At 33.2% G+C, this 23,230-nt stretch carries 22 protein-coding genes; 12 read left to right on the forward strand and 10 right to left on the reverse strand.

Annotated features, from left to right (window positions below; genetic code table 11):
* Nucleotides 1-37: 37 nt before the first annotated feature.
* The 12 genes from ACXX80_RS12705 (at nucleotide 38) to ACXX80_RS12760 (ending at nucleotide 12,963) form a co-directional block, all read left to right on the forward strand.
* On the forward strand, nucleotides 38-868 hold the full coding sequence (locus ACXX80_RS12705) for a type 1 glutamine amidotransferase (protein ID WP_458553516.1): 831 nt from the start codon (nucleotides 38-40) through the stop codon (nucleotides 866-868).
* A gap of 15 nt (nucleotides 869-883) precedes the next feature.
* Nucleotides 884-2,074, forward strand: a complete 1,191-nt coding sequence (locus ACXX80_RS12710; RefSeq protein WP_458553517.1) for an ATP-grasp domain-containing protein — start codon at nucleotides 884-886, stop codon at nucleotides 2,072-2,074.
* Between the two features lie 481 nt (nucleotides 2,075-2,555).
* Nucleotides 2,556-3,119 (forward strand): gluconate 2-dehydrogenase subunit 3 family protein, encoded by a 564-nt coding sequence (locus ACXX80_RS12715; RefSeq protein WP_315209880.1) that lies wholly within the window; start codon nucleotides 2,556-2,558, stop codon nucleotides 3,117-3,119.
* Between the two features lie 52 nt (nucleotides 3,120-3,171).
* Entirely contained in the window at nucleotides 3,172-4,875 is a 1,704-nt protein-coding gene (locus tag ACXX80_RS12720) for a GMC oxidoreductase (protein WP_458553518.1), read from the forward strand.
* A 10-nt stretch (nucleotides 4,876-4,885) separates the two neighbouring features.
* Nucleotides 4,886-6,049 carry a Gfo/Idh/MocA family protein gene (locus ACXX80_RS12725; protein ID WP_458553519.1) on the forward strand — a complete coding sequence of 388 codons (1,164 nt, stop codon included), beginning with the start codon at nucleotides 4,886-4,888 and terminating at the stop codon, nucleotides 6,047-6,049.
* A gap of 38 nt (nucleotides 6,050-6,087) precedes the next feature.
* Nucleotides 6,088-7,140: a sugar phosphate isomerase/epimerase family protein gene (locus ACXX80_RS12730; RefSeq protein WP_458553520.1), complete on the forward strand. Its 1,053-nt coding sequence runs from the start codon at nucleotides 6,088-6,090 to the stop codon at nucleotides 7,138-7,140.
* A gap of 13 nt (nucleotides 7,141-7,153) precedes the next feature.
* Nucleotides 7,154-7,537 (forward strand): c-type cytochrome, encoded by a 384-nt coding sequence (locus tag ACXX80_RS12735; RefSeq protein WP_458553521.1) that lies wholly within the window; start codon nucleotides 7,154-7,156, stop codon nucleotides 7,535-7,537.
* A 103-nt stretch (nucleotides 7,538-7,640) separates the two neighbouring features.
* The gene (locus ACXX80_RS12740) at nucleotides 7,641-9,098 is read left to right on the forward strand and encodes a Gfo/Idh/MocA family protein (RefSeq protein WP_417953625.1); all 1,458 of its coding nucleotides are present in this window, start codon (nucleotides 7,641-7,643) and stop codon (nucleotides 9,096-9,098) included.
* A gap of 32 nt (nucleotides 9,099-9,130) precedes the next feature.
* Complete coding sequence (locus ACXX80_RS12745) at nucleotides 9,131-9,868, forward strand: 3-keto-disaccharide hydrolase (protein ID WP_458553522.1); 738 nt, start codon at nucleotides 9,131-9,133, stop codon at nucleotides 9,866-9,868.
* A 57-nt stretch (nucleotides 9,869-9,925) separates the two neighbouring features.
* Entirely contained in the window at nucleotides 9,926-11,164 is a 1,239-nt protein-coding gene (locus tag ACXX80_RS12750; RefSeq protein WP_458553523.1) for a nucleoside permease, read from the forward strand.
* A gap of 10 nt (nucleotides 11,165-11,174) precedes the next feature.
* A complete protein-coding gene (locus ACXX80_RS12755; RefSeq protein WP_458553524.1) occupies nucleotides 11,175-12,068 on the forward strand; it encodes a hydroxypyruvate isomerase family protein in 894 nt (297 codons plus the stop codon).
* Nucleotides 12,069-12,087: 19 nt separating this feature from the next.
* Entirely contained in the window at nucleotides 12,088-12,963 is an 876-nt protein-coding gene (locus tag ACXX80_RS12760; protein ID WP_458553525.1) for a sugar phosphate isomerase/epimerase family protein, read from the forward strand.
* A 71-nt stretch (nucleotides 12,964-13,034) separates the two neighbouring features.
* Here the strand turns inward: ACXX80_RS12760 and ACXX80_RS12765 are convergent, their stop codons facing one another.
* The 10 genes from ACXX80_RS12765 to hisH form a co-directional block, all read right to left on the reverse strand.
* A complete protein-coding gene (locus tag ACXX80_RS12765) occupies nucleotides 13,035-14,690 on the reverse strand; it encodes a M1 family metallopeptidase (RefSeq protein WP_458553526.1) in 1,656 nt (551 codons plus the stop codon).
* A gap of 58 nt (nucleotides 14,691-14,748) precedes the next feature.
* Nucleotides 14,749-15,795 carry an alkaline phosphatase D family protein gene (locus tag ACXX80_RS12770; RefSeq protein WP_458553527.1) on the reverse strand — a complete coding sequence of 349 codons (1,047 nt, stop codon included), beginning with the start codon at nucleotides 15,793-15,795 and terminating at the stop codon, nucleotides 14,749-14,751.
* Nucleotides 15,796-15,944: 149 nt separating this feature from the next.
* Complete coding sequence (locus ACXX80_RS12775; RefSeq protein WP_458553528.1) at nucleotides 15,945-17,159, reverse strand: ATP-grasp domain-containing protein; 1,215 nt, start codon at nucleotides 17,157-17,159, stop codon at nucleotides 15,945-15,947.
* A gap of 3 nt (nucleotides 17,160-17,162) precedes the next feature.
* Nucleotides 17,163-18,596 (reverse strand): leucyl aminopeptidase family protein, encoded by a 1,434-nt coding sequence (locus ACXX80_RS12780; RefSeq protein WP_458553529.1) that lies wholly within the window; start codon nucleotides 18,594-18,596, stop codon nucleotides 17,163-17,165.
* Between the two features lie 51 nt (nucleotides 18,597-18,647).
* Complete coding sequence (locus ACXX80_RS12785; protein WP_458553530.1) at nucleotides 18,648-19,784, reverse strand: alpha/beta hydrolase; 1,137 nt, start codon at nucleotides 19,782-19,784, stop codon at nucleotides 18,648-18,650.
* Nucleotides 19,785-19,915: 131 nt separating this feature from the next.
* Nucleotides 19,916-20,515: a bifunctional phosphoribosyl-AMP cyclohydrolase/phosphoribosyl-ATP diphosphatase HisIE gene (gene hisIE / locus ACXX80_RS12790; RefSeq protein WP_458553531.1), complete on the reverse strand. Its 600-nt coding sequence runs from the start codon at nucleotides 20,513-20,515 to the stop codon at nucleotides 19,916-19,918.
* A 99-nt stretch (nucleotides 20,516-20,614) separates the two neighbouring features.
* Nucleotides 20,615-21,370, reverse strand: coding sequence for an imidazole glycerol phosphate synthase subunit HisF (gene hisF / locus ACXX80_RS12795; RefSeq protein ID WP_458553532.1), 756 nt, complete (start codon nucleotides 21,368-21,370; stop codon nucleotides 20,615-20,617).
* A gap of 33 nt (nucleotides 21,371-21,403) precedes the next feature.
* A complete protein-coding gene (locus ACXX80_RS12800; protein WP_458553533.1) occupies nucleotides 21,404-21,763 on the reverse strand; it encodes a four helix bundle protein in 360 nt (119 codons plus the stop codon).
* Nucleotides 21,764-21,772: 9 nt separating this feature from the next.
* Nucleotides 21,773-22,504 (reverse strand): 1-(5-phosphoribosyl)-5-[(5-phosphoribosylamino)methylideneamino]imidazole-4-carboxamide isomerase, encoded by a 732-nt coding sequence (hisA, locus tag ACXX80_RS12805; RefSeq protein WP_458553534.1) that lies wholly within the window; start codon nucleotides 22,502-22,504, stop codon nucleotides 21,773-21,775.
* 99 nt (nucleotides 22,505-22,603) lie between these two features.
* Nucleotides 22,604-23,191 (reverse strand): imidazole glycerol phosphate synthase subunit HisH, encoded by a 588-nt coding sequence (gene hisH / locus ACXX80_RS12810; RefSeq protein WP_458553535.1) that lies wholly within the window; start codon nucleotides 23,189-23,191, stop codon nucleotides 22,604-22,606.
* Nucleotides 23,192-23,230 lie beyond the last annotated feature (39 nt).

Consider the following 23,230-nt stretch of genomic DNA (forward strand, 5'->3'; position numbering starts at 1 on the left):
ATAAATTATCTTTGCGCATTGTTTTTTAAAAATAGTTATGTCGAATAAAATTATAAAAATAGCGCTTTTAGATATGTACAAAGGGGAACCTAACCAGGGGATGCGTTGTATAATTGATGTTGTAAACAGGTTTAGTCCAGTAGTTAGTTTTGAAATATTCGATGTTAGGGTAAAATGTGAATTGCCGGATATTAAAGAATTTGATATTTATATTTCAACCGGAGGTCCGGGAAATCCTTTGATTGGTGATGGAAATTGGGATGTGAAATATTATGCTTTTATTGATTCGTTGAATAAATGGAATAGTGAAAATGTAATTAAAAAACACGTACTGTTTATTTGCCACTCTTTTCAAATGGCTTGCTTGCATTTTGGGTTGGCAACAGTAACTAGAAGAAATGATACTTCTTTTGGTGTAATGACCATTCATAAAACCAAAGAAGGAGTTACAGACCCTTTATTTGAAGGGCTAGCGGATCCTTTTTACGCAATAGATTCCAGAGATTATCAAGTTGTACAGCCAAAACTTAGTGTTTTTGCCAAAAAAGGAGCTAAAATTATTTCACTGGAAAAAATTAGAGACCATGTTCAATACGAGCGTGCTATTATGGCGGTTCGTTTTACGGACTATTTTGTAGGTACACAATTTCATCCCGAAGCAGATCCTATAAGCTTTGTCTCTCATTTGAGAAACAAACAGGCAAAAGAAAAAATTAGGGCTATGAAAGGGAAAAGAAAGTTTAGAAACATGCTGGAAGATCTATTAGATGATGATAAAATATACAGAACTAATGAAACCTTGATTCCAAATTTTCTAAGAACTGCTATCAATGACTTGATGAAAACTAAGAAAATACTTTCTAATTAATAAATTCATTTAAAGATGATTTCAAAATATCGGGAGTTATTTAATGCTCAATTTACAGAAAAAAAATATCAGAAATTTAAAGATGATATTGCTTCCGATTTTAATTATATGCCTACTTTTAGATTAGGTGAAACTCCTTTTTTTATTTCGAATGAGCTAAAAGCACAATTGATTGAAGGCTGTAATGAAGTTGTAGCTTTCATTCAGAAAGAATACTTTAAATCGCTTACAGATAAATCATTAGAACTTAATCATAAAGTTCCAAATGAGGATAAACATAGTACTTTTTTAGCAATTGATTTTGGAATTTGTGAAGAAGACGGAGTAATTATTCCCAAATTAATTGAAGTGCAAGGATTTCCTTCATTGTATAACTATCAGATTAATTTGTATGAAAAATTCAAGAATCACTACCCTTTCCTTGGTGAGTTAACACCATTTATCAATAACATTGAACCGCAGGAATATCTTGATATTTTAGAGGATGCAATTTGCAATAACCATCCAAAAGAGAATGTTATTCTACTTGAAATAGAACCTGAAAAACAAAATACCAAGATTGATTTTTATTATTGCAGAAGAGATATTGGTATACCCATAGTTTGCGTTACTGAACTCATAAAGAAAGGCAAACAACTGTTCTATAAAAACGAAAAAGGTGATGAAATCCGAGTAAAAAGAATCTATAACAGGGTTATTTTTGATGAATTGGATTTGCGAACCGATTTAAAATTAAACTTTCATTTCTCTGATGAACTTGATGTAGAATGGGCAGGACATCCCAATTGGTTTTTTCGAATCAGTAAATTTATCTTACCTTTCCTAAAAGGTAATTATTTTATTGAAACAACTCTATTAAGTGACCTCAAAGAAATACCGCAGGATTTAGAAAATTATGTTCTAAAGCCACTCTTTTCCTTCTCAGGAACTGGAGTTATTTTTCATGTAACAAAAGAGGATATTGAAGCAGTTGTCGAAAAAGAACTTTATATTCTTCAAAAAAAGGTAAACTATCTTCCTATTGTGCAATCTCCTGATGGAAAAGTAAAAGCCGAAGTGCGTGTGCTTTGTGTTTGGAAAAAAGACGACGTTGCACCTACTCTACTTTGCAATTTAGTTCGATTGAGTCGTGGAGAAATGATAGGCGTAAAATTCAATAAAGACAAAGATTGGGTTGGCGGGACGCTTGGATTATTTGAAAGATAGATCTTTTTATTAAATCAAGTTTTAAACGTAGTTACCTCTCAACACTATTTTCATTCCATTTTTTACTTTTATTCCGTTTCAAATAAGTAATTCAATTCTTAATTGTAGTGTATAATTATGCACACTATTTAAAATTTACTTTTAAGTTTATTTTTTGGTGATAATGTCATTTTAACGCATTGAAGTTCTTTAAAATGGAAATTTATTTAAATTTAATAAGTTATAACTTACTAAATTAAACTAAAAACCCCAGTAAAACAGATTTTTAAGTACACTGAATTTTTTAAAACATATTTTTTTTCTTGTTTTAATAGATTTGAGATAGTGTTTAATGAATTTTTTTATGTGATTCCCTTAATAATTTGAAAAAAATGGAATTATTCAATAAATTAACATAAAAAAAATTAAGCTGTTTTTTTTTTCTTTATTATTGTAAGGTTATAATAATTTAAGAATAGTAAACAATTTTAATAATTAACAAATGAATAGAAGAGAAGCACTTAAAAGCGTTGCGTTTTTGATGGGAAGCGCAATCTCAGCAACTACTATGGGCGTTTTATTTGAAAGTTTTACTTTGCCTGAAAAAGAGAAGAATCGAGTATTTTTTTCTGCTTCGGATGAGGAAGTTTTAGCTGAATTTGCCGATATCATTATACCGACGACAGCATCTTCACCAGGAGCTAAAGCCGCAGGACTTGGCGCTTTTATTCCTATGATGATTAAAGATTGTTATCCAGCACAAATGCAAGAGATTTTTGCTTCTGGAATGAAAGATATGCAGGCAAAATGTTTGAAAGATTTCAATAAAGATTTCTTGGCAATGTCAATAGAAGAACGTCAGAAATTGATGGGAGCTTTAAGAGACGAAACAATTGCAAATCAAAAAGCACCTTCTTTCTTTTTGATCGCAAGAGATTTGACCCTTCTGGGTTATTACTCTTCAGAAATAGGATGTACACAAGCACGTGAATATCTTCCTGTTCCTGGTAGATACGATGGAAGTGCTGAATACAAACCTGGACAAAAAGCTTGGGCTACCAACTAATTGTTATTGGATCTTTTGTTTTAAACTATTTAATTAAATAAAAAAACTAGACGTGAATATAAATACCAATTTAAAAGCGGAAAATACATACGATGCTATTGTAGTAGGATCAGGAATTAGTGGTGGTTGGGCTGCAAAAGAACTTACCGAAAAAGGTTTAAAAGTTTTGATGTTAGAACGCGGAATGAATATTGAACACATTACAGATTATGAATCTGCAATGAAAGCTCCTTGGGAATTTGAGCATGCCGGAAAAATGACCGAAGAACAAAAAAGAACACATCCAGTACAAACTCGGGATTATCCATATAATGAAGCTACCGAAAAATGGTGGGTTAATGACTTGGAATGCCCGTATACAGAAGACAAACGTTTTGATTGGTACAGAGGATTTCATGTTGGAGGAAAATCTTTAATGTGGGGTCGACAAAGTTACCGTTTCAGCGATCATAATTTTGAAGATAATGCCAAAGATGGGCATGGAAATGACTGGCCTATTCGCTATAAAGATCTAACCAAATGGTATGATTATGTCGAAAAATTTGCTGGAATCAGTGGGCAAGCTGAAAACTGGCCTCTTTTGCCGGATGGTAAATTTTTACCTCCAATGGATTTAAATTGTGTAGAAAAATCAGTTAAAGAAAGACTTGAAAAACATTATAACAAAACACGTATCCTGACTATTGGCCGTACGGCTAACTTAACTGTACCTCACAAAGGACGTGGTAGTTGTCAATATAGAAATTTATGTAGTCGTGGTTGTCCGTTTGGAGCTTATTTCTCAACACAATCATCTACATTACCTGCTGCTATGGCTACTAATAGATTAACGGTTAGACCCTACTCTATTGTAAATCATATTATTTATGATAAAGACACCAAAAAAGCAAAAGGGGTGATGGTAATTGATGCAGAAACAAATGAAACAATGGAGTTTTATGCAAAAATTGTTTTTGTAAATGGTTCAACTTTAGGATCAACATTCATTTTATTGAATTCTACTTCTGAGGCTCATCCAAATGGAATGGGTAATGCTAGTGGACAATTAGGACATAATTTAATGGATCATCATTTCCGTTGTGGTGCCGAAGGAAGTGCTGAAGGTTTTGAGGATAAATATACGTACGGTAGAAGAGCCAATGGAATTTATATTCCGAGGTACCAAAATGTTGGAAATGATAAAAGAGACTATTTAAGAGGTTTTGGATATCAAGGTGGCGCCAGCAGAGGATTATGGCATAAGGAAGTTGCTGAATTGGCTTTTGGTGGTGATTTCAAAGATACTATGTCTTTACCTGCTGATTCCTGGAGTATGGGATTAGGTGGTTTTGGTGAAATGTTACCTTATTACGAAAACAAAGTCTACATTGATCACAACAAAAAAGACAAATGGGGACAACCTGTTTTGGCTATTGATTGTGAATACAAAGAAAATGAAGCAAAAATGCGTGAGGACATGATGAATGATGCTGCCGAAATGCTTGAAGCGTCAGGAATCAAAAATGTAAAAACATACGATAACGATTGTTACCCTGGAATGGCTATACACGAAATGGGTACTGCGAGAATGGGTAATGACCCTAAAGATTCAGTTTTAAATAAATGGAATCAAATGCATGAAGTTAGTAATGTATTTGTTACCGATGGTTCTTGTATGCCTTCTATCGCTTGTCAAAATCCATCATTAACATTTATGGCTTTAACGGCTCGTGCTTGCGATTATGCAGTAAAAGAATTAAAAAAAGGAAATATTTAGGTTCATCATTATGAGAAAATTAAGAATGGGTATGGTCGGTGGTGGCCAAGATGCATTTATAGGCGCAATTCACCGATTAGCCGCCAATATGGATGGACTAATTGAATTAAGTTGTGGTGCATTAAGTATAAGGCCAGAAACCGCAATTGCATCTGGTAAAGCCTTGTTTCTTCCAGAATCAAGGACGTACTTAACGTATGACGAAATGATTAAAGCTGAAGCAGCTTTACCTGCTGACGAAAGAATAGATTTTGTTACTATTGTTACTCCAAATTTTGCACATTTTGCACCTGCAATGATGGCTTTGGAGCATGGTTTTAATGTAGTAATTGAAAAACCAATGACTTTTTCATTGGAAGAAGCAAAACTATTGAAACAAAAAGTAGAAGAGACTGGATTAATACTTTGTTTAACACATACCTATTCAGGCTATCCAATGGTCAAACAAGCGAAAGCAATGATCAGAGAAGGAAAACTAGGTAAGATTAGAAAAGTTTTAGTAGAATATCCTCAAGGATGGTTAAGTAAACTGTCTGAAAGAGAGGGGAATGCACAAGCTGCTTGGAGAACAGATCCAACAAAATCAGGAAAAAGTTCTGTAATGGGTGACATTGGAACACATGCATCACATCTAGCTGAATATATTACGGGTGCTAAAATTACAGATGTCTGTGCTGAATTGAACACATTAGTCGAAGGTCGTGTAATGGATGATGATGGTGCAGTATTATTGAAGTTTGATAATGGTGCAAAAGGAGTTTTAATTGCATCGCAAGTAGCTGCTGGAGAAGAAAATGCTTTAAAAATTAGAGTTTATGGTGAAAAAGGTGGAATCGAATGGTTCCAACACGACCCAAATACTTTAATGGTTAGGTGGTTAGATGAACCTGCACAAATTTTAAGAGCGGGATCTAATTATGGATCTCATTTATCTTCATTTGCAACCCATAATTGTCGTACTCCCGGCGGACATCCAGAAGGTTATTTAGAAGCATTTGCTAATATTTATCGCAACTTTGCATTAACACTGGGCTGTAAATTAGATGGTACAGAACCTACCCCTGAAATGTTAGATTTCCCTTCTGTTGAAGATGGATTAAGAGGAATGGCATTTATAGACAACGTAGTAGCATCATCACAATCTGATAAAAAATGGACTCCTTACGTTTTGTAATAAAAAGGAATTCATAAAAGTTTTAGACAAAATATAATATGACAACAATACAAGGTCCTGCAGTATTTTTAGCCCAATTTATCAGTAACGAAGCTCCTTTTAATTCCTTAGATGGAATATGTAAATGGGCCGCTGATTTAGGTTTTAAAGGTATTCAAATGCCAACATTAGATACTCGATTCATTGATTTGCAAAAGGCTGCAGAAAGTAAAACGTATGCCGATGAACTTAAAGGTACAATTACTTCTTACGGATTAGAAATCACGGAATTATCAACGCATTTACAAGGTCAGTTAGTTGCAGTTCATCCGGCTTATGATGACTTTTTTGACGCTTTTGCTCCGGTAAATGTACATGGTAATTCTAAAGCCAGACAAGAATGGGCTGTTCAACAATTGAAATATGCTGCAAAAGCATCACAAAATTTAGGTTTAAATGCTCATGCAACTTTTAGCGGATCTTTGCTTTGGCAATATTTTCACCCTTGGCCACAAAGACCTCCCGGCTTAGTTGAAGACGGTTTTGCTGAATTAGCAAAACGTTGGTTGCCAATTTTAAATGAGTTTGATCAAAATGGGATTGATCTTTGCTATGAAATTCATCCAGGAGAAGATTTGTTTGATGGAGAAACCTATGAAATGTTTTTGAAGGCTGTAAATAACCATTCCAGAGCTTGTTTGCTGTATGATCCGTCACATTTTGTATTGCAACAGTTAGATTACATTCAATACATTGATTTTTATCATGAAAGGATTAAAGCTTTTCACGTAAAGGATGCCGAGTTTAACCCTACAGGAAAGCAAGGAACTTTTGGAGGATATCAAAGTTGGGTAAACCGTGCGGGACGTTATCGTTCACCTGGAGATGGCCAAATTGATTTTAAAACTATTTTTAGCAAGCTGGCACAATATGATTTCAAAGGTTGGGCAGTTATGGAATGGGAATGTTGCATAAAAAATCAAGAAGATGGAGCACGCGAAGGTGCTGAATTTATAAAAAATCATATTATAAAAGTTACAGACAAAGCATTTGATGATTTTGCTGCTGTGGAAACAAATAAAGCTTTTAATAGAAAAAACTTAGGATTATAAAACTTAAATTGAAATGAAAATGAAATTAAAATATTTGCTTTTTGGGGTTGCTTTAATTAGCTTAACCTCATTTTCTAATGATAATTTAGACACAAAATATAGTAAGGCGGCTACTAAAAAAACGAATGCCATTTTTCAAACATCTGATGGTGAAAAATTAATTGCTAAATCTGATTGTGTTGGATGTCATAAATTAGACAAGAAACTTATCGGTCCCTCCTATTTAGATATTGCAAAAAAATATCCTTTTAATGAAAAAAATGTTGCTTATTTATCCGGTAAAATAATAAAAGGAGGATCTGGAGTTTGGGGAACAATACCAATGGCAGCCCATGCATCTCTAAAAAAGGACGATGCAAAGTCAATGGCTAAATATATTTTATCCTTAAAAAAATAATTCTATAGTGCTTTTCAATATTCTATAATAATTTTAGAATATTGAAAAGCACTTCATTTATAAGACTATTTTATTACTATTAACATAACCGTATTAAAAATAAATGAAACAAAAAGAAGAAGAGAATAAAATCATAAATAACCGTCGTGATTTTATAAAAACTACGGCTATAGCTGCTGCAGCTTTTATGATTGTTCCACGTCATGTTTTAGGAAGAGGATTTGTTGCACCAAGTGATCGTTTATCAATAGCAAGTATCGGTGTTGGTGGAAAAGGAAAATCTGATATTGCTATGTTTGCCAGTAGCGGAAGAGCTGATATTTCATTTTTATGTGATGTTGATACTAGAAGAGCCGCTGCAAGTGTAAATGCATTTCCTAAAGCTAAATTCTATAAGGACTGGCGTGAAATGTTAGACAAAGAACATAAAAATTTCGATGCAGTTTCTGTTTCTACTCCAGATCATAATCATGCTATACAAGCACTAGCTGCAATGCAATTAGGCAAACATGTTTATGTTCAAAAACCTATGGCACATGATATGTACGAAGCACGTATTTTGACTCAAGCTGCTAAAAAATATAAAGTGGTAACCCAAATGGGAAATCAAGGTGCCTCAAATGATGGTACGAGAATAATGAAAGAATGGTATGAAGCTGGTTTAATTGGAGATGTTCACACGATTCATGCTTGGACAGACAGACCAGTTTGGCCTCAAGGTATTCCTTGGTCTGCCAATAAAGCTGACATTCCAAAAGAATTAGATTGGGATCTTTGGTTAGGAACTGCTCCTTACAAAGAATACGTAAACAAATTAGTACCATTCAACTGGCGCGGTTGGTGGGATTATGGTACTGGTGCATTAGGAGATATGGGTTGCCATTTATTGGAAGCTCCTTTTAGTGTATTAAACTTAAAATATGCAAAAGATGTTCAATGTAGTGTTGGTTCTGTTTATGTAGATGAATTTCAAAGAGGTTATTTCCCTGAAAGTTGTCCTCCTTCAAGTCACGTAACCTTAACTTTTCCAAAAACGGAAAAAACGAATGGTGACATTGCAGTACACTGGATGGATGGAGGAATTCAACCTGAAAGACCTTCTGAATTAGGACCTAATGAAATTTTTGGCGATGGTGGAAATGGAACTTTATTCACTGGAACTAAAGGAAAAATGATGTGTGATACGTATGGTTTAAATCCTCGTTTACTTCCTCTTAGTAAAAATGAAAATCTCAATGTTGCTCAAAAATATAGCAGAGTAAAGGATGGCTCCGAAGGTCATTACAGACAATGGGTTGAAGCCGCAATTGCAGGTTACGGAAAAAAAGAATTAAGTTCTCCTTTTGAAATTGCCGGACCATTAACTGAAGCTTTATTGATGGCAAATCTTGCAATCAGAGGTTACGATGTGATGAGAGAAGAGCTTGGAGAAGAAGTGTATCCAGGACGTTCTGCAAAATTATTATGGGATAATGATGCTATGAAAATTACCAATTTTGATGAAGTTAATCAATTTGTAAAACGTGATTATCGTCAAGGTTGGAAAGCTTTAACTTTATAAACAAGATTAATTATTAATTCAAAAAATTAAAAATGATTAAAAATATTTGTACTTCATTAATTGTTATGATAATGATTCAAACCGCAAATGCACAACAAGCTCCAATAGCAAAAGGATTTAAATCAATATTTGATGGACAATCTACAACAGGATGGCATACTTACGGAAAAAAAACTGCTGGTTCAGGTTGGAAAGTTGAAGATGGTGTATTGCATTTTGATCCTACTGCTGCACAAAATGGACAAGGAGGCGATTTAGTAACTGATGTAGAATACGAGAATTTTCATTTAAAATTAGAATGGAAAGTCGCATTAAATGCCAATAGCGGTATTATTTTTTATGTGAATGAGGATTTGACAAAGTTCAAAAACACCTATGAAACAGGATTAGAAATGCAAGTATTGGATAATAATGGTCATCCCGATGCTAAAATTGAAAAACACAGAGCTGGTGATTTATATGATTTAATCAAAAGTACTTCGGAGCCTGTTAAACCCGTTGGAGAATGGAATTCTGTTGATATTGTATGTAAATTCGGAAAACTGACAATGTTATTGAATGGAGTTAAAGTAGTTGAAACTACACTTTGGGATGCTAATTTTAAAACTTTGGTAGCAGGAAGTAAATTTGCTACTTGGCCAGGTTTTGCAGCATTCAAAAAAGGGAAAATAGCACTACAAGATCACGGAGATAATGTATGGTTCAGAAACATTCAGATAAAAGAATGGAATTCTATGAAAATTACAACTGGATGTGAAGCGGGTATGTAACAGACTGTTTAACATTAAAAATTAACCAAAACCAAAAAAATAAAAACCAAAAAACCAATGAATAGCACCATCCGAATTAAATTATCCATAATGATGTTCCTAGAATTTTTTATCTGGGGAGCATGGTTTGTAACCCTTGGTACTTTTCTGGGGAATAATCTAAAAGCATCTGGATCAGAAACTGCCGCAATTTTTTCTACACAATCATGGGGAGCAATTATTGCACCTTTTATTATAGGATTGATCGCTGACCGTTATTTTAATGCAGAGAAAATTTTAGGAATACTTCATCTTATCGGGGCATTTTTAATGTATCAAATGTATCAGTCAGAAGAGGTTGGGATGTTTTATACCTACGTTCTAAGTTACATGATTTTATATATGCCAACATTAGCATTAGTAAATTCAGTTTCTTTTAATCAAATGAAAGATCCGGAGAAAGAGTTTGCAAATATTAGAGTTTGGGGAACAATTGGCTGGATTTTAGCAGGATTGTCTATTAGTTTTATTTTTCATTGGGATACTGCAGAAGCAATTTCTCAAGGATTTCTTAAAAATACGTTTCTTTTAGCAGGAATAGCCGCTTTAGTTTTAGGTATATTCAGTTTTTCTTTACCAAAAACACCACCAAAAGTAAGTGACGAAAAAATTAAAATAGGAGATATTATTGGTCTTGATGCTTTAAAGTTATTGAAAGATAAAAACTTCGCCATCTTTTTTATATCGTCTATTCTTATTTGTATTCCTCTAGCCTTTTATTATCAAAATGCACATCCATTTTTAACAGAAGCAGGCGTCGAAAATCCTACAGGAAAAATGGCAATCGGTCAAATATCTGAAGCCTTATTTTTATTATTGATTCCTGTGTTTTTTACCCGTTTTGGTTTCAAGAAAACCATCTTGGTAGGAATGTTAGCATGGGCAATACGTTATGTTTTATTTGCGTATGGTAATGGTGATGATTTAAGTTTTATGCTTATTGTAGGTATTGCTTTACATGGTATTTGTTACGATTTCTTTTTTGTTTCGGGTCAAATTTATACCAATTCAAAAGCAGGAGAAAAATATAAAAGTGCTGCTCAAGGTCTAATCACACTGGCTACTTACGGAGTTGGTATGTTGATTGGTTTTGCAGTTGCAGGTTGGATAACAGACAATTATAAAATGTTAGACGGCGCTATAAATTGGGAAATGGTTTGGATAATTCCTGCCGGTATTGCTTTAGCAGTATTCCTTCTTTTTGCACTTTTATTCAATGAAAAAAACAAAGTTGAAGATACTTCTTCTGCTGTATAAAAAATAAAAAATGAGCACTAATTTAAATAGAAGATCTGCCATAAAAGGAATATTAGCCGGAACAGCCGCTATGGGAATTCCTTCTGGATTTTCTCTTTTGGCTATGCCAATGAATACTACAGAAACACAATTAGGTACGTTGAAAGGAAATATAAATCACTCCGTTTCTCGCTGGTGTTTTGATAGTCTTGATTTGGACACGCTTTGTATAGAGGCTAAAAAAATAGGGATTACAGGTATTGATTTAGTTGGCCCAAAAGATTGGCCTACACTGAAAAAATATGACTTAGTTTCTACTATGTGTAATGGTGCAGAGATTAATTTAGTGGATGGTTTCAATGATATTAAGTTTCATGAAACGCTATTAAAAAACTATACTGAAATGATTCCGTTAGTGGCTAAAGCCGGTTATAAAAATCTAATTTGCTTTAGCGGTAGCCGAAGAGGAAAAACAGATGAGCAAGGTTGGGATAATTGCGTTGTTGGTTTACAGAAACTACTTCCACTGGCTGAAAAGCATAATGTGATTTTAGTGATGGAATTGTTAAACAGTAAAATTGACCATAAAGATTACCAATGTGACCGAACATCATGGGGAGTAGAATTAGCAAAACGTTTAAACTCCGAGAACTTTAAACTTCTTTATGATATTTATCACATGCAAATTGATGAAGGTGATGTGATTAGAAACATAAGAGACAATCATCAATATATTGCACATTTTCATACTGCCGGTGTTCCGGGACGAAATGAAATTGATAATACACAAGAATTAAATTACGAAGCAATAATGAAAGCAATTGCAAAAACTGGTTTTAAAGGTTTTGTAGGACAAGAATTTATTCCTAAAAACCCAGACAAACTAGCTTCATTGAAACAGGCCATTGCAATTTGTGATATTTAACTAATCTAAAAAATAACCCATGATTAAAAGAAGAGAATTTTTAATAAATACTGGTTTAGCATTAGGCGCATTAGCCATTGCCCCTACATTTGCTTTTGAATCAAAAAAGAAAGCTATCGGAATTCAGTTATGGACGCTACGCGATACATTACCAAAAGATGTCAAAGGAGTTTTGTCCCAAGTTGGTAAAGCTGGATTTTGTGAAGTTGAAACTTTTGGTTACTCAGCCGACAAAGGTTTTTTTGGAACCTCAGTTCGTGATTTTAAAATGATATTGGATGATAATGATTTAAAAGCCACAAGTAATCATTTTGATTTTAATTCGATGATCAAAGATGGTTCGACGGATTTAGTTCAAAATTACATAGAAACTGCTAATATATTAGGTAGCGAGTACGTAACAGTACCTTATATAGTTTCAGAATTGAGAGGAACTACCGGTGATGCCTACAAAAAATTAGCAGTACAAATTAATAAAGTGGGTGAACTTTGTAAAGCTGGCGGCTTAAAATTAGCATATCACAATCATGATTTTGAATTCACAAAATTTGGTTCAACCAATGGATATGAGATTTTATTAAATGAAACTGATAAAAATTTAGTTGATTTTGAATTGGATTTATATTGGGTAGTTCGTTCAGGAAATGATCCATTACAATTATTCAAAAAATATCCAGGACGTTTCACAATGTGGCACGTAAAAGATATGGATAAAGGAAATCCAGATTGGAATGCTGAAATAGGAACGGGAACTATTGATTTCAAATCGATTTTTGCAGAAGCTAAACTATCTGGAATGAAACGTTTCTTTTTGGAACACGAATCCAACTATAAACCAAATCCAATAGAATCTGCTGCAACAAGTTTTAATTACATTAAGAAAAATTTAATTTAAATATTTTTAGAAAAATAGAATAAAAAAAGGGATACAGTAAGTATCCCTTTTTTTATAATTTATTCTTTAATTTACTCCGTAACATTAAAACTAGCTACATAAAAGTTTTTATCTATTTCCAGTTTTGAATTTTCATTATTTGATGGAAGATTTTTCCATTCTGTCTCAGGTTGCAGCAATTCTTCTTTTCCATTCAGCATTACTTTCACTGGCATATTAAATCCAGCAACGCAATTTGTCCATCGATAGCCCAACTGATTGTCCTTTAAAAAATATTCTAAGGTAGGAATTCGTGTATCTCTTAAATACTGATTAAAAACGGTAGACAAATCAATTCCAACTTGTTGGCTTAAATAATCTTCAATTTGTTTTGTAGTAACTGTTTGGTGATAAAAAGTACTGTTTAAGCCTCTTAATATGCCTCTCCATTTTTCATCATTATTTACAATTTGGCGTAAATTATGTAACATGTTCCCTCCTTTTGGATACATATCACCAGAACCTTCGTTGTTAACATCATAATTTCCTATAATTGGTTTGTCATTTTTTATTCCTTTTCTGGTTCCCAGAACATATTCATATCCAGCTTCTTTTCCATAGTAATATTCTACAAAAAGACTTTCAGAATAGTTGGTAAAACTCTCATGAATCCACATATCAGCAATATCTTTATACGTGATATTATTGGCGAACCACTCATGTCCAGATTCATGAATAATAATAAAATCAAATTTTAATCCCCAGCCCGTACCACTCAAATCGCGTCCTAAATATCCGTTTTGAAATTTATTTCCATAGGTCACTGAACTTTGATGTTCCATTCCCAAATATGGAGCTTCAACTAATTTATAACTGTCTTCATAAAATGGATATGGACCGAACCAGTGTTCAAAAGCTTTTAGCATCCTTGGAACATCTTGAAATTGTTTTTTAGCTTTCGCCAAATTGTCTCGCAAAACGTAATAGGTACAATCTAAATCTCCTTTTTCTCCTTTATACTTTTCTGAAAACGAAACATAATCCCCTATGTTTATGTTTACTCCATAATTATTGATTGGATTAGAAACATACCAATTGTAGGTTTTAGTACCATCCTTTAATTGCTTTTCACTTAGTAAACGTCCATTGGAAACATTTGTTAAATTTTTAGGAACATTGACACTAATCAACATATTTTCCACTTCGTCATACATGTGATCTTTGTTTGGCCACCAAACACTGGCTCCCAATCCTTGACATGAAGATGCAATAAAAGGGTTACCGTTTTTGTCTTTCTTCCAAGTAATTCCTCCGTCCCAAGGCGGATTTACAGCAACTTTTGGCTTGCCTCCGTAAAATACTGTCAGTTCTTTTACCGCACCTTTGGTTTGTGGAGCAATTAATTCGACAAAAAAAGCATTTCCTTCTCTGCTGTATTTTAAAACCTTACCATCTTGAATGACTTTATAAATTTGCATTGGATTTTGCAAATCAATTTGCATCCTATAGTATTCCTGAACAACTTGATATTTTATTGTATTTGAGCCTGAAATTGTGCTATCAGCAGGACTTACTTTTATATCAAGATGGTAGTTTTTTACATCCCACCACATTCTTTCTTTAGTGATGCTGCCACGCAAAGTATCTTGTCTGGTGAATATTTCCTCTTTTTTTTCTAAAAGTCCTTGCGCTTTTGCTCCATTAAAAATAACAAAAGAGATAAAAATAAGACAGAATTGTTTTTTCATAGTGAATGTGCTTTTGACAAAAATAAACTTTAAAATTTAGAAATAAACTTCCTGAAATTTATTTTCTAGGATAGATTTGAACATATTCTTGCAACAGCTTATTATTTTTCCCTCTAATTTGCATGATTACCTTATTGTTTTCAAAATCAAATTTTAATAAACCAAAATTAATATCTTTAATTACTTGTCCTTTCACATAAGGATTTTCTTCACCTGAAAAGGAAGCGTAAGTATGCGTTAATCCGCTTGAAGTAAAATCTACTAAAGGATAGGATAATCCAGTAACATTTTTTGAAGAAAAAGTAGCAATATGGCGGTCTCCAGAGATTATAAAAGTACCTTTTGCTTTTGAAGAAACAATTAATTTTTCTAGTTTTTCTATTTCATGAGGGAAATTTCCCCAAGCTTCAAAACCATGTTTATCTGATAGAAATTGAATACTGCTGACGATTACATTAAATTGTGCATCAGAATTTTGAAGTTCTTTTTCCAACCATTTCCATTGTGCATTTCCTAACACCGTTCCTTCACCGTATTTATTGGGTTGAAAACGTTTTTTAGAATCGTTGGCTTTCGCTAGCTTAGTTCTAAAAAAACGGGAATCCAATACAATTATTTTGACTTTATTTCCATTTACGGCAATAGTTTTGGCTGTATAAACACCATCTCTTTTTCGCTCAGGAGTATTCTTTGAAGTATCTAAAAAATCCAGTAATAACTGCTGGCTTTTTCTTTTAAAAGGATATTCTTCCCCGCCGTCATTCGCTCCATAATCATGATCATCCCATGTTCCTAATATAATTTTGTCTTTAATGAACTTGAGATAATCTGAATCTTGTTTCTGAATTTCATAATTTTTTTTAAGAAACTGCATATCCTCAGTATCCGAATACACATTATCACCTCCCCAAATCCATACAGACGGATGATTTTCATCTATCACTGGCCAAAGCTCATTCTTAATTTTCTGGTCGTCGCAAGAACCAAAAGCAACCGTGAAGAACTTATTTTGAATACATTTTTCAGTTATAATAGTTGGTTTTGTATACTGCGTTTTACAACCAATAAAGGCCAAAAAACTAAAAATAAAAAGTGCTTTTTTCATGTGGAATTGGCAGTATAAAAATCTGTTTAATTTTTAAATTTTCTACGAAGATATAAAAATCAGTTCAGTTCAACTTTAAGTAAAGTATAATAAAAAAGCGACTATTCTTCATGAGATAGTCGCTTTTTTTATAGATTTTAAGCCAATGATTAATGCAGGTTAGTCACTCTACTTTGTTCTACTACAGCAGTAAAATCAATAGCTAAGCGATTGCCATAATCCTCCAATAATTCTAAAACTCTTTCTTGTTTATCTGATTTTACAATAAGACCCGCATGATATTCTAGTGGAACTTTAAAGCAAACTTCAGGATCTGAAAACGAAGATAAATTAGGATGCTGGAATTTTGACAATGTTAGAACAATCCCTGCATATTCTTTTTTGACTTTTGGTAAAACATATTTGGTTCCTTTAGCCAATGCATCTTCAATAGCAGCCCATTCTTTCCATAAATTGATATTAGAAGCTTCAGCTACCATTTCTGCCAAATGTGCTCCTCCTACTCTTGAAGAAGTTTCTAGAAAATAAATTTGACCATCTTCATTACTTTTTATAAATTCTGTATGAGCAGCCCCATGTTTCAGTCCGAAGCCTTTCATCACTTGCTCATTTAATTTTTTTATGGCTTTATCATCTTCTGAATTGTATTTAATATTTGCAGAACGGAAAACACCACCACCTTGTGAAATTTCCATTGGTGTGGCTAAATATTTCGAAGTTAAACTAAAGATTACTTTGCTATCAGAAATCAAACTATCGCAATGATACACATCGCCAGGTTTGAATTGTTCTAATAAATATTTGAATCTGTTATTACCCATTTCATTAATCTGAATCCACAAACTCTCTTTCTCATATACTTTTATAATTCCTGCAGCCGAAGCTTCTGAACGTGGTTTCAAAACCCACGGAGCTGGAATTGTATCTGCAAAAGTATTGATGTCATGATCGTTAAATAACGAACAAAAAGCAGGAATAGGAATTCCACAACTTTTGGCTCTCATTCGCATGGCTAGTTTATCTCTAAAATAACGTCCCGTAGTTTGTCCCATTCCGTCAATACGGAGATTTTCCCTTAGATAAGTAGCTTTTTCAACATCATAATCATCTAGTGCTACAATGGAATCAATTTTAGTCGACTTCATAAAATTACCCACACCTAACAGCAAATGTTCTAAATTCCAATCGACATCTTGGCCTTCCATAAAAAAAATCTCATCAATATGTTGATGTGGCCATGGTTTGTCTCTCAGTTTTTCGCTTGTCACTAAATAGACTTTGTTGCCTAACTTTTTTAAATTAATTAAAAAATCGGCACCCTTGAAATAATTTGAAATACAAAGGAAGGTTTTAGAGTTTTCCATACGTTATAAATTTTCAATGAATTTAGTTAATAAATGAACTCCATATCCTGTAGCATGCTTACTTTTAGCAAATTCATCATCGCCAAATGCTACACCTGCGACATCAAGATGAGCCCAAGCTTTATGCTCTTGGGTGAAATATTCTAAAAATTTAGCGGCACTTATTGCTCCTGCAACTGGTTTTCCACTATAATTTTTTACATCAGCAATATCACTTTCAATATCTGATTTATAAGCGTCCCAAAGCGGTAAAGGCCACAAACGCTCTCCTATTGCATCGCCATTTTCTTGTAGTTTTTTAGCCATTTCTGTATTCTTGGTAAACAAAGCACCACATTCATAACCAAAAGTACCAACGCTGCTTCCGGTTAGTGTGGCGATATCCACAATATATTCCGGTTGGAAATTTTTAATTAAATACGATAATCCATCTGCTAAAATGAGTCTTCCTTCAGCATCTGTATCGATGATTTCAATCGAATGTCCGCTATAACTATGAATCACATCACTTGGTAAAAATGATTTAGCATCAACAGAATTTTCAGCACAAGGGACAATTGCAGTTACTTTTACGGGCAATTGCAGATCAGCAATCAATTGCATAGCCCCAAAAACAGCACCACCACCAGCCATATCACACTTCATATGAAGCATTCCGGATGTTTTTATATTTAATCCTCCAGTATCAAAGGTGATTCCTTTCCCAACTAAACCAACATGTTTTAGGTGTTCCACTTCGGTTGTAGGAGTGTAATTCATAATGATAAATTGAGGCTCATTTTCACTTCCTTTTCCAACTGCTAAAAATGCGCCAAGACCTGCAATTTTTGAAGCTTCATAACCAAGAACTTCTACATCAAAGCCATATTTTTCTCCAGTTTCTTTTGCCCAATTTGCGAGATATTTTGGATTAACAGTATTGGGCGGTAAATCGACCAAATTATAAGTTGCTAATTGCGCTTTGGCAATTTTAATTCCTTTTTTTGCTGTAGCCAAATAATCTTTTTCTGAAACTAAATTCAAGCTAAAATCTGGTTCTAAAAAAGGATGCACATTTTTATCCGATTTAAAATGACCTAAATCATACGTTCCTAAAAGCAAACCCGAAATCATAGCTTCAACATGATCCTGAGTGAATTGTTCTGGAATAACTAAAGCAACATTTAAACTGAAATTTTCTTTTTGTTTCGATGAAATACGGCGAAAAGTAGTTTTCAATGATTTATAATCTATCTCTTTTCCCAAGCCTATAAAAACATATGTATTGTTATCTTTTTCGGCTAAATAATGCGTGTCTTTTTTACCGAAAAAAACTTTTGATGTTACTTCTAATCCATTAAAAGTTATAGGAACAATACTTTTTGAGTATGTTTCAAAAACCGGAATCAAAATTGTTCCTGAAAAATCAGTTACGTTTTGTAATGTATATGTTTTCATTTGTTTTTTAATTTTTTGTCCCTTTTAATTCAAGACCTTATAAATGGAGTTTTATGACTCTTTTGTATTAAAAAATAACCATTCTATTGCTTTAGGAAATTCATCACTCCAGTAGGTTTCACTATGTTTTCCTTGCCTGTTAATACTTAGGTTTATTTTTGATTTGTCTTTTACAAATTCACTTGAAATCAAATTATCTTTAAAACTTTTTATATCTTCAATCATTGTTTTGCTTTCATCGCCACCGGCATACAAATAGATTTTAGTATCGGCAGTATTGGCTTTCTTTGGGTCAATTTTCAGTTCTGGAACTACCCAAAGCGATGGTGAAAAAATCATTAATTTCCCATACACTTCCGGGTTTCGCAATCCACTAAAAATACTAACCAATCCACCCATCGAGCTCCCTCCTATTCCGGTAAACTCTCGTTCTTTTTTAGTTCTAAAATTGCTGTCAACAAATGGTTTTAATGTATCGGTCACAAATCGGATGTATTTTTTTCCTTGTCCCTTTCCCAATACTGTTTTCCCAACATTATATTCTTTTATTCGATCTTCTTCAGCGTGCTCAATTGCTATAATTATAATTTTCCCAATTTTATACTCAGACATAACCGCCAGTTTTTTGTCAATTTCCCAATTGCCAAATTCAGCCTTTTCATTAAATAAATTTTGGGCATCCTGCAAATACATGACTGGATAACTTTCACTTGAATTATCATAATCATGTGGTAATAAAGCCCAAATCTTTCTTGTTTTATTGAGTTGCGGGATTTCAAATTCATCCGATATCAACTGAACTTGTGGCAAAAAAGATTGTTTAAATGGCAACCAATTTTTTCTCCATCTCGCAACATGTTCTTTTTGAATACCAGTATGCGCTAAAGTTGAACGATTTTCGGTTCGATTACCATGACTGTCGATTTCTACTTCACTCCAATCGCCTTTAGTAAATTTATACAAAAGCTCGGCAGGATAATCAAAATCATGCAAAAATTTATAATGGTATAGGTTATTCCCAATTTTCTCCATCATAAACTCCTTGTCCTGAGTACGCCAATTATTGAAATTTCCTGAAATATAAACAGGTCTTGCATCGTCTTCGTCAGTCGTAAGTATTATATAAAGTCCCGTATTTAATATTGGATCGTTTAGTTCTTGTATCAATGTGGTATTATCTAAATTCATCACTTGCATTGTGGTACTCTTATTTTAAAATAATAGTAAATATAGTGGATTACCATTTGAAATAAAAGAAAACCCAATAGTATATTCATTTACTATTGGGTTTTATTAATGGAAAATCTTTAAAAAAATTTCTATTTCTGACGACTTTTTAAGACTTCAACAACATCATTTAGCTTAAATCCTTTGGCTTGCAGTAAAATAAGATAGTGAAAAAGCAAATCGGCACTTTCACTCAAAAACAAATCATCGTTGTCATCTTTTGCTTCAATAACCACTTCTATCGCTTCTTCGCCTACTTTCTGCGCGATTTTGTTCATCCCTAATTTAAATAAAGAAGCAACATAACTTTTCTCAGAATCAGCATTTTCTCTTCGAAGTTGGATTGTATCTTCTAAATCCGAAATAAAGCCATAATCAGCTTTATTTTCATCCGCCCAACACGTATCAGTTCCTTTGTGACATGTTGGTCCTTCTGGTTTTACCTGAATCAACAAGGTATCGTTATCACAGTCATTTTTGATGTCAATCATATTTAAAAAATTACCACTTTCCTCGCCTTTTGTCCAAAGTCTTTGTTTTGTGCGACTATAAAAGGTTACTTTTTTAGTATCAACCGTTTTTTGATATGCTTCGGCATTCATGAAACCCAACATCAAAACCGTTTTAGTTTCGCTGTCTTGAATTATGGCTGGAATTAATCCGTCTGTATTTTTTGAGAAATCTATGTTCATGTTTTTTAAGTATTAAGTTGTAAGTCTTAAGTATTAAGCTATATGGGTAAATAAGTAACTCAATACTTAAAAACTCATACTTAATACTTATTCCTTAATTTAAATTCGCACTTCAATATTGTTTTTTTTAAGGGCTGTTTTTAATGTCTTGATTTCAATTTCTTTAAAATGAAATACGCTTGCCGCCAATGCTGCGTCAGCTTTTCCATATAAAAAAGTATCTACAAAATGTTTTATGTTTCCCGCACCGCCAGAAGCAATAATAGGAATATTAACTAATTCCGAAAGTGTTGCCAAAGCTTCATTGGCAAAACCGTTTTTAGTCCCGTCATTATCCATTGATGTAAACAGAATTTCACCCGCTCCACGTTCTTCGACTTCTTTTGCCCAATCAAATAAATTTAATTCGGTAGGTACTTTTCCACCCACCAAATGAACAATCCATTGGCCATCAATTTGTTTGGCATCAATCGCAACAACAACACATTGACTTCCAAATTTCTGTGCCAAATCATTAATCAGCTGCGGATTTTTCACTGCTGATGAATTAATAGAAACTTTGTCAGCTCCGTTTTGCAATAAAACTTCTACATCTTCAACGGAGGAAATTCCTCCACCAACAGTAAACGGAATATTAATTGTAGAAGCCACCTTGCGAACCAAATCAACTAAGGTTTTTCTTCTTTCTTCCGTTGCCGAAATATCCAAAAAAACCAATTCATCAGCACCTTCATCCGAATATATTTTGGCTAATTCCACCGGATCTCCTGCATCACGCAAGTCTACAAAATTAACACCTTTTACGGTTCTTCCGTTTTTTATATCGAGACAGGGAATAATTCTTTTTGTTAACATCTAAATTAAGTATTAAATTGTAAGGATGAATTATTAAGTTTTTTTGATATTGTTTTTAGAAGTAATAATTATACTTTTTATTAATTTTAAAACTTCTACACCATCATTATTTAAACTTAAAAATTCTTCATTTGAAATATAATTTGTTGCTTGTAAAAGCTCAAGCCAATATAATGTTTCGTCAGCTTCTTTTTGAGAAATACCCATTTTATGAATGAAATCAGCTTTACTTTCTGCATTTTTAGCTTCTCTAATATTTGCACCTACAGAAGTTCCTGAACGTAAAATTTGTTTGCTCATTACATATTCACTTCTACTATTTAAAGTTTTATATAAATTAACAATTCTAATAGCAAAAGAAAAACTTTTTATTTTTATTACGTCTTCACTCATATTTAATGCTTAATAATTCATACTTAATATGTAGTTTTCCAATTGTTTCAATGAAATTCGTCCTTCGTAAATTGCTTTTCCGATTATTGTTCCTTCACAACCTAATTCGGCTAGTCTTGGCAACTCGTCAAAAGTAGAAATTCCTCCAGAAGCAATTAATTTTATGCCGTTGGCTTCCGCCAAAATTTTCGCATATAAATCAAACGATGGCCCTTCAAGCATACCGTCTTTGGCAATATCCGTACAAATTACATACTGAATTCCTTTATTTTGGTAGTCTTGTATAAACGGAATTAAATCTTCGTTAGAATCTTCCAACCAACCTGAAACAGCTACTTTTTCATTATTAGCATCTGCTCCCAAAATAATTTTATCCGAACCATATTCAGCAATCCATTTTTCGAATAGTTCTCTGTTTTTAACGGCAATACTTCCACCGGTAATTTGATTGGCGCCACTTTCGAACGCAATTTTTAAATCGGAATCCGATTTTAATCCACCGCCAAAATCAATTTTCAATTTGGTTTGTGTTGCAATTTGCTCCAATATTTTATAATTAACAATTTGGCTCGATTTGGCTCCGTCTAAATCAACCAAATGTAAATATTCAATTCCGTGTGCTTCAAATGATTTTGCCACTTCAAGCGGATTTTCATTGTATATAATTTTGGTATTGTAATCGCCTTTTGATAAGCGAACACATTTTCCTTCTATGATATCTATTGCAGGTATTATTCTCATTTATTTTTAATTTAAAGATTTAAAAATTGAATTATTTAAAGATTGACATTGCTGATTAAAGAATTTTATGATTCCCTAGTTTTTCAATCTTTGAATTTTTCAATCCTTTAATTTTAAGAAATTTGCCAAAATTTGTTCTCCAATATCGCCACTTTTTTCCGGGTGAAATTGTGTTCCGTAGAAATTATTGTTTTCCAATGCAGAGGAATATTCAAGCTCGTAATTAGTTGTGGCAATGGTTTCGACACAAAGAGGAGCATAAAAACTATGTACCAAATACATGTATTCGTTTTCTGAAATTCCTTTGAATAAATCCGATTTTAGATTATAAATAGTATTCCAGCCCATTTGTGGCACTTTGACTTTTGAAGTAAATTTCACAACATCTGCATCAAAAATTCCTAAACCTTTAGTATTACCTTCCTCCGATTTGTTGCACATCAATTGCATACCCAGACAAATTCCTAAAACGGGTTGTTTCAAAGTTGGAATCAAAGTTTCCAAACCGCTTTCTAAAAGCATTTTCATTGCTGAACTTGCTTCACCAACGCCTGGAAAAATAACTTTATCGGCAGCTTTAATTTCGTCAGGATTGTTACTCAAAACTGCTTTGAATCCCAATCTTTCGATAGCAAACATGATGCTTTGAATATTTCCTGCGCCGTAATTTATAATTACTATTTTCATTTTATCTTTGTTTCAAGTTTAATGTTTAAAGTTTAAAGT

Source organism: Flavobacterium sp. GNP002 (assembly GCF_054343795.1).

Excerpts from the sequence above, each read along its gene's own strand:
- ACXX80_RS12705 (WP_458553516.1), top strand. The coding sequence starts at position 38 with ATGTCGAATAAAATTATAAAAATAGCGCTTTTAGATATGTACAAAGGG.
- ACXX80_RS12710 (WP_458553517.1), top strand. The coding sequence starts at position 884 with ATGATTTCAAAATATCGGGAGTTATTTAATGCTCAATTTACAGAAAAA.
- ACXX80_RS12715 (WP_315209880.1), top strand. The coding sequence starts at position 2,556 with ATGAATAGAAGAGAAGCACTTAAAAGCGTTGCGTTTTTGATGGGAAGC.
- ACXX80_RS12725 (WP_458553519.1), top strand. The coding sequence starts at position 4,886 with ATGAGAAAATTAAGAATGGGTATGGTCGGTGGTGGCCAAGATGCATTT.
- ACXX80_RS12730 (WP_458553520.1), top strand. The coding sequence starts at position 6,088 with ATGACAACAATACAAGGTCCTGCAGTATTTTTAGCCCAATTTATCAGT.
- ACXX80_RS12735 (WP_458553521.1), top strand. The coding sequence starts at position 7,154 with ATGAAAATGAAATTAAAATATTTGCTTTTTGGGGTTGCTTTAATTAGC.
- ACXX80_RS12740 (WP_417953625.1), top strand. The coding sequence starts at position 7,641 with ATGAAACAAAAAGAAGAAGAGAATAAAATCATAAATAACCGTCGTGAT.
- ACXX80_RS12745 (WP_458553522.1), top strand. The coding sequence starts at position 9,131 with ATGATTAAAAATATTTGTACTTCATTAATTGTTATGATAATGATTCAA.
- ACXX80_RS12750 (WP_458553523.1), top strand. The coding sequence starts at position 9,926 with ATGAATAGCACCATCCGAATTAAATTATCCATAATGATGTTCCTAGAA.
- ACXX80_RS12755 (WP_458553524.1), top strand. The coding sequence starts at position 11,175 with ATGAGCACTAATTTAAATAGAAGATCTGCCATAAAAGGAATATTAGCC.
- ACXX80_RS12760 (WP_458553525.1), top strand. The coding sequence starts at position 12,088 with ATGATTAAAAGAAGAGAATTTTTAATAAATACTGGTTTAGCATTAGGC.
- ACXX80_RS12765 (WP_458553526.1), bottom strand. The coding sequence starts at position 14,690 with ATGAAAAAACAATTCTGTCTTATTTTTATCTCTTTTGTTATTTTTAAT.
- ACXX80_RS12770 (WP_458553527.1), bottom strand. The coding sequence starts at position 15,795 with ATGAAAAAAGCACTTTTTATTTTTAGTTTTTTGGCCTTTATTGGTTGT.
- ACXX80_RS12775 (WP_458553528.1), bottom strand. The coding sequence starts at position 17,159 with ATGGAAAACTCTAAAACCTTCCTTTGTATTTCAAATTATTTCAAGGGT.
- ACXX80_RS12780 (WP_458553529.1), bottom strand. The coding sequence starts at position 18,596 with ATGAAAACATATACATTACAAAACGTAACTGATTTTTCAGGAACAATT.
- ACXX80_RS12785 (WP_458553530.1), bottom strand. The coding sequence starts at position 19,784 with ATGAATTTAGATAATACCACATTGATACAAGAACTAAACGATCCAATA.
- hisIE (WP_458553531.1), bottom strand. The coding sequence starts at position 20,515 with ATGAACATAGATTTCTCAAAAAATACAGACGGATTAATTCCAGCCATA.
- hisF (WP_458553532.1), bottom strand. The coding sequence starts at position 21,370 with ATGTTAACAAAAAGAATTATTCCCTGTCTCGATATAAAAAACGGAAGA.
- ACXX80_RS12800 (WP_458553533.1), bottom strand. The coding sequence starts at position 21,763 with ATGAGTGAAGACGTAATAAAAATAAAAAGTTTTTCTTTTGCTATTAGA.
- hisA (WP_458553534.1), bottom strand. The coding sequence starts at position 22,504 with ATGAGAATAATACCTGCAATAGATATCATAGAAGGAAAATGTGTTCGC.
- hisH (WP_458553535.1), bottom strand. The coding sequence starts at position 23,191 with ATGAAAATAGTAATTATAAATTACGGCGCAGGAAATATTCAAAGCATC.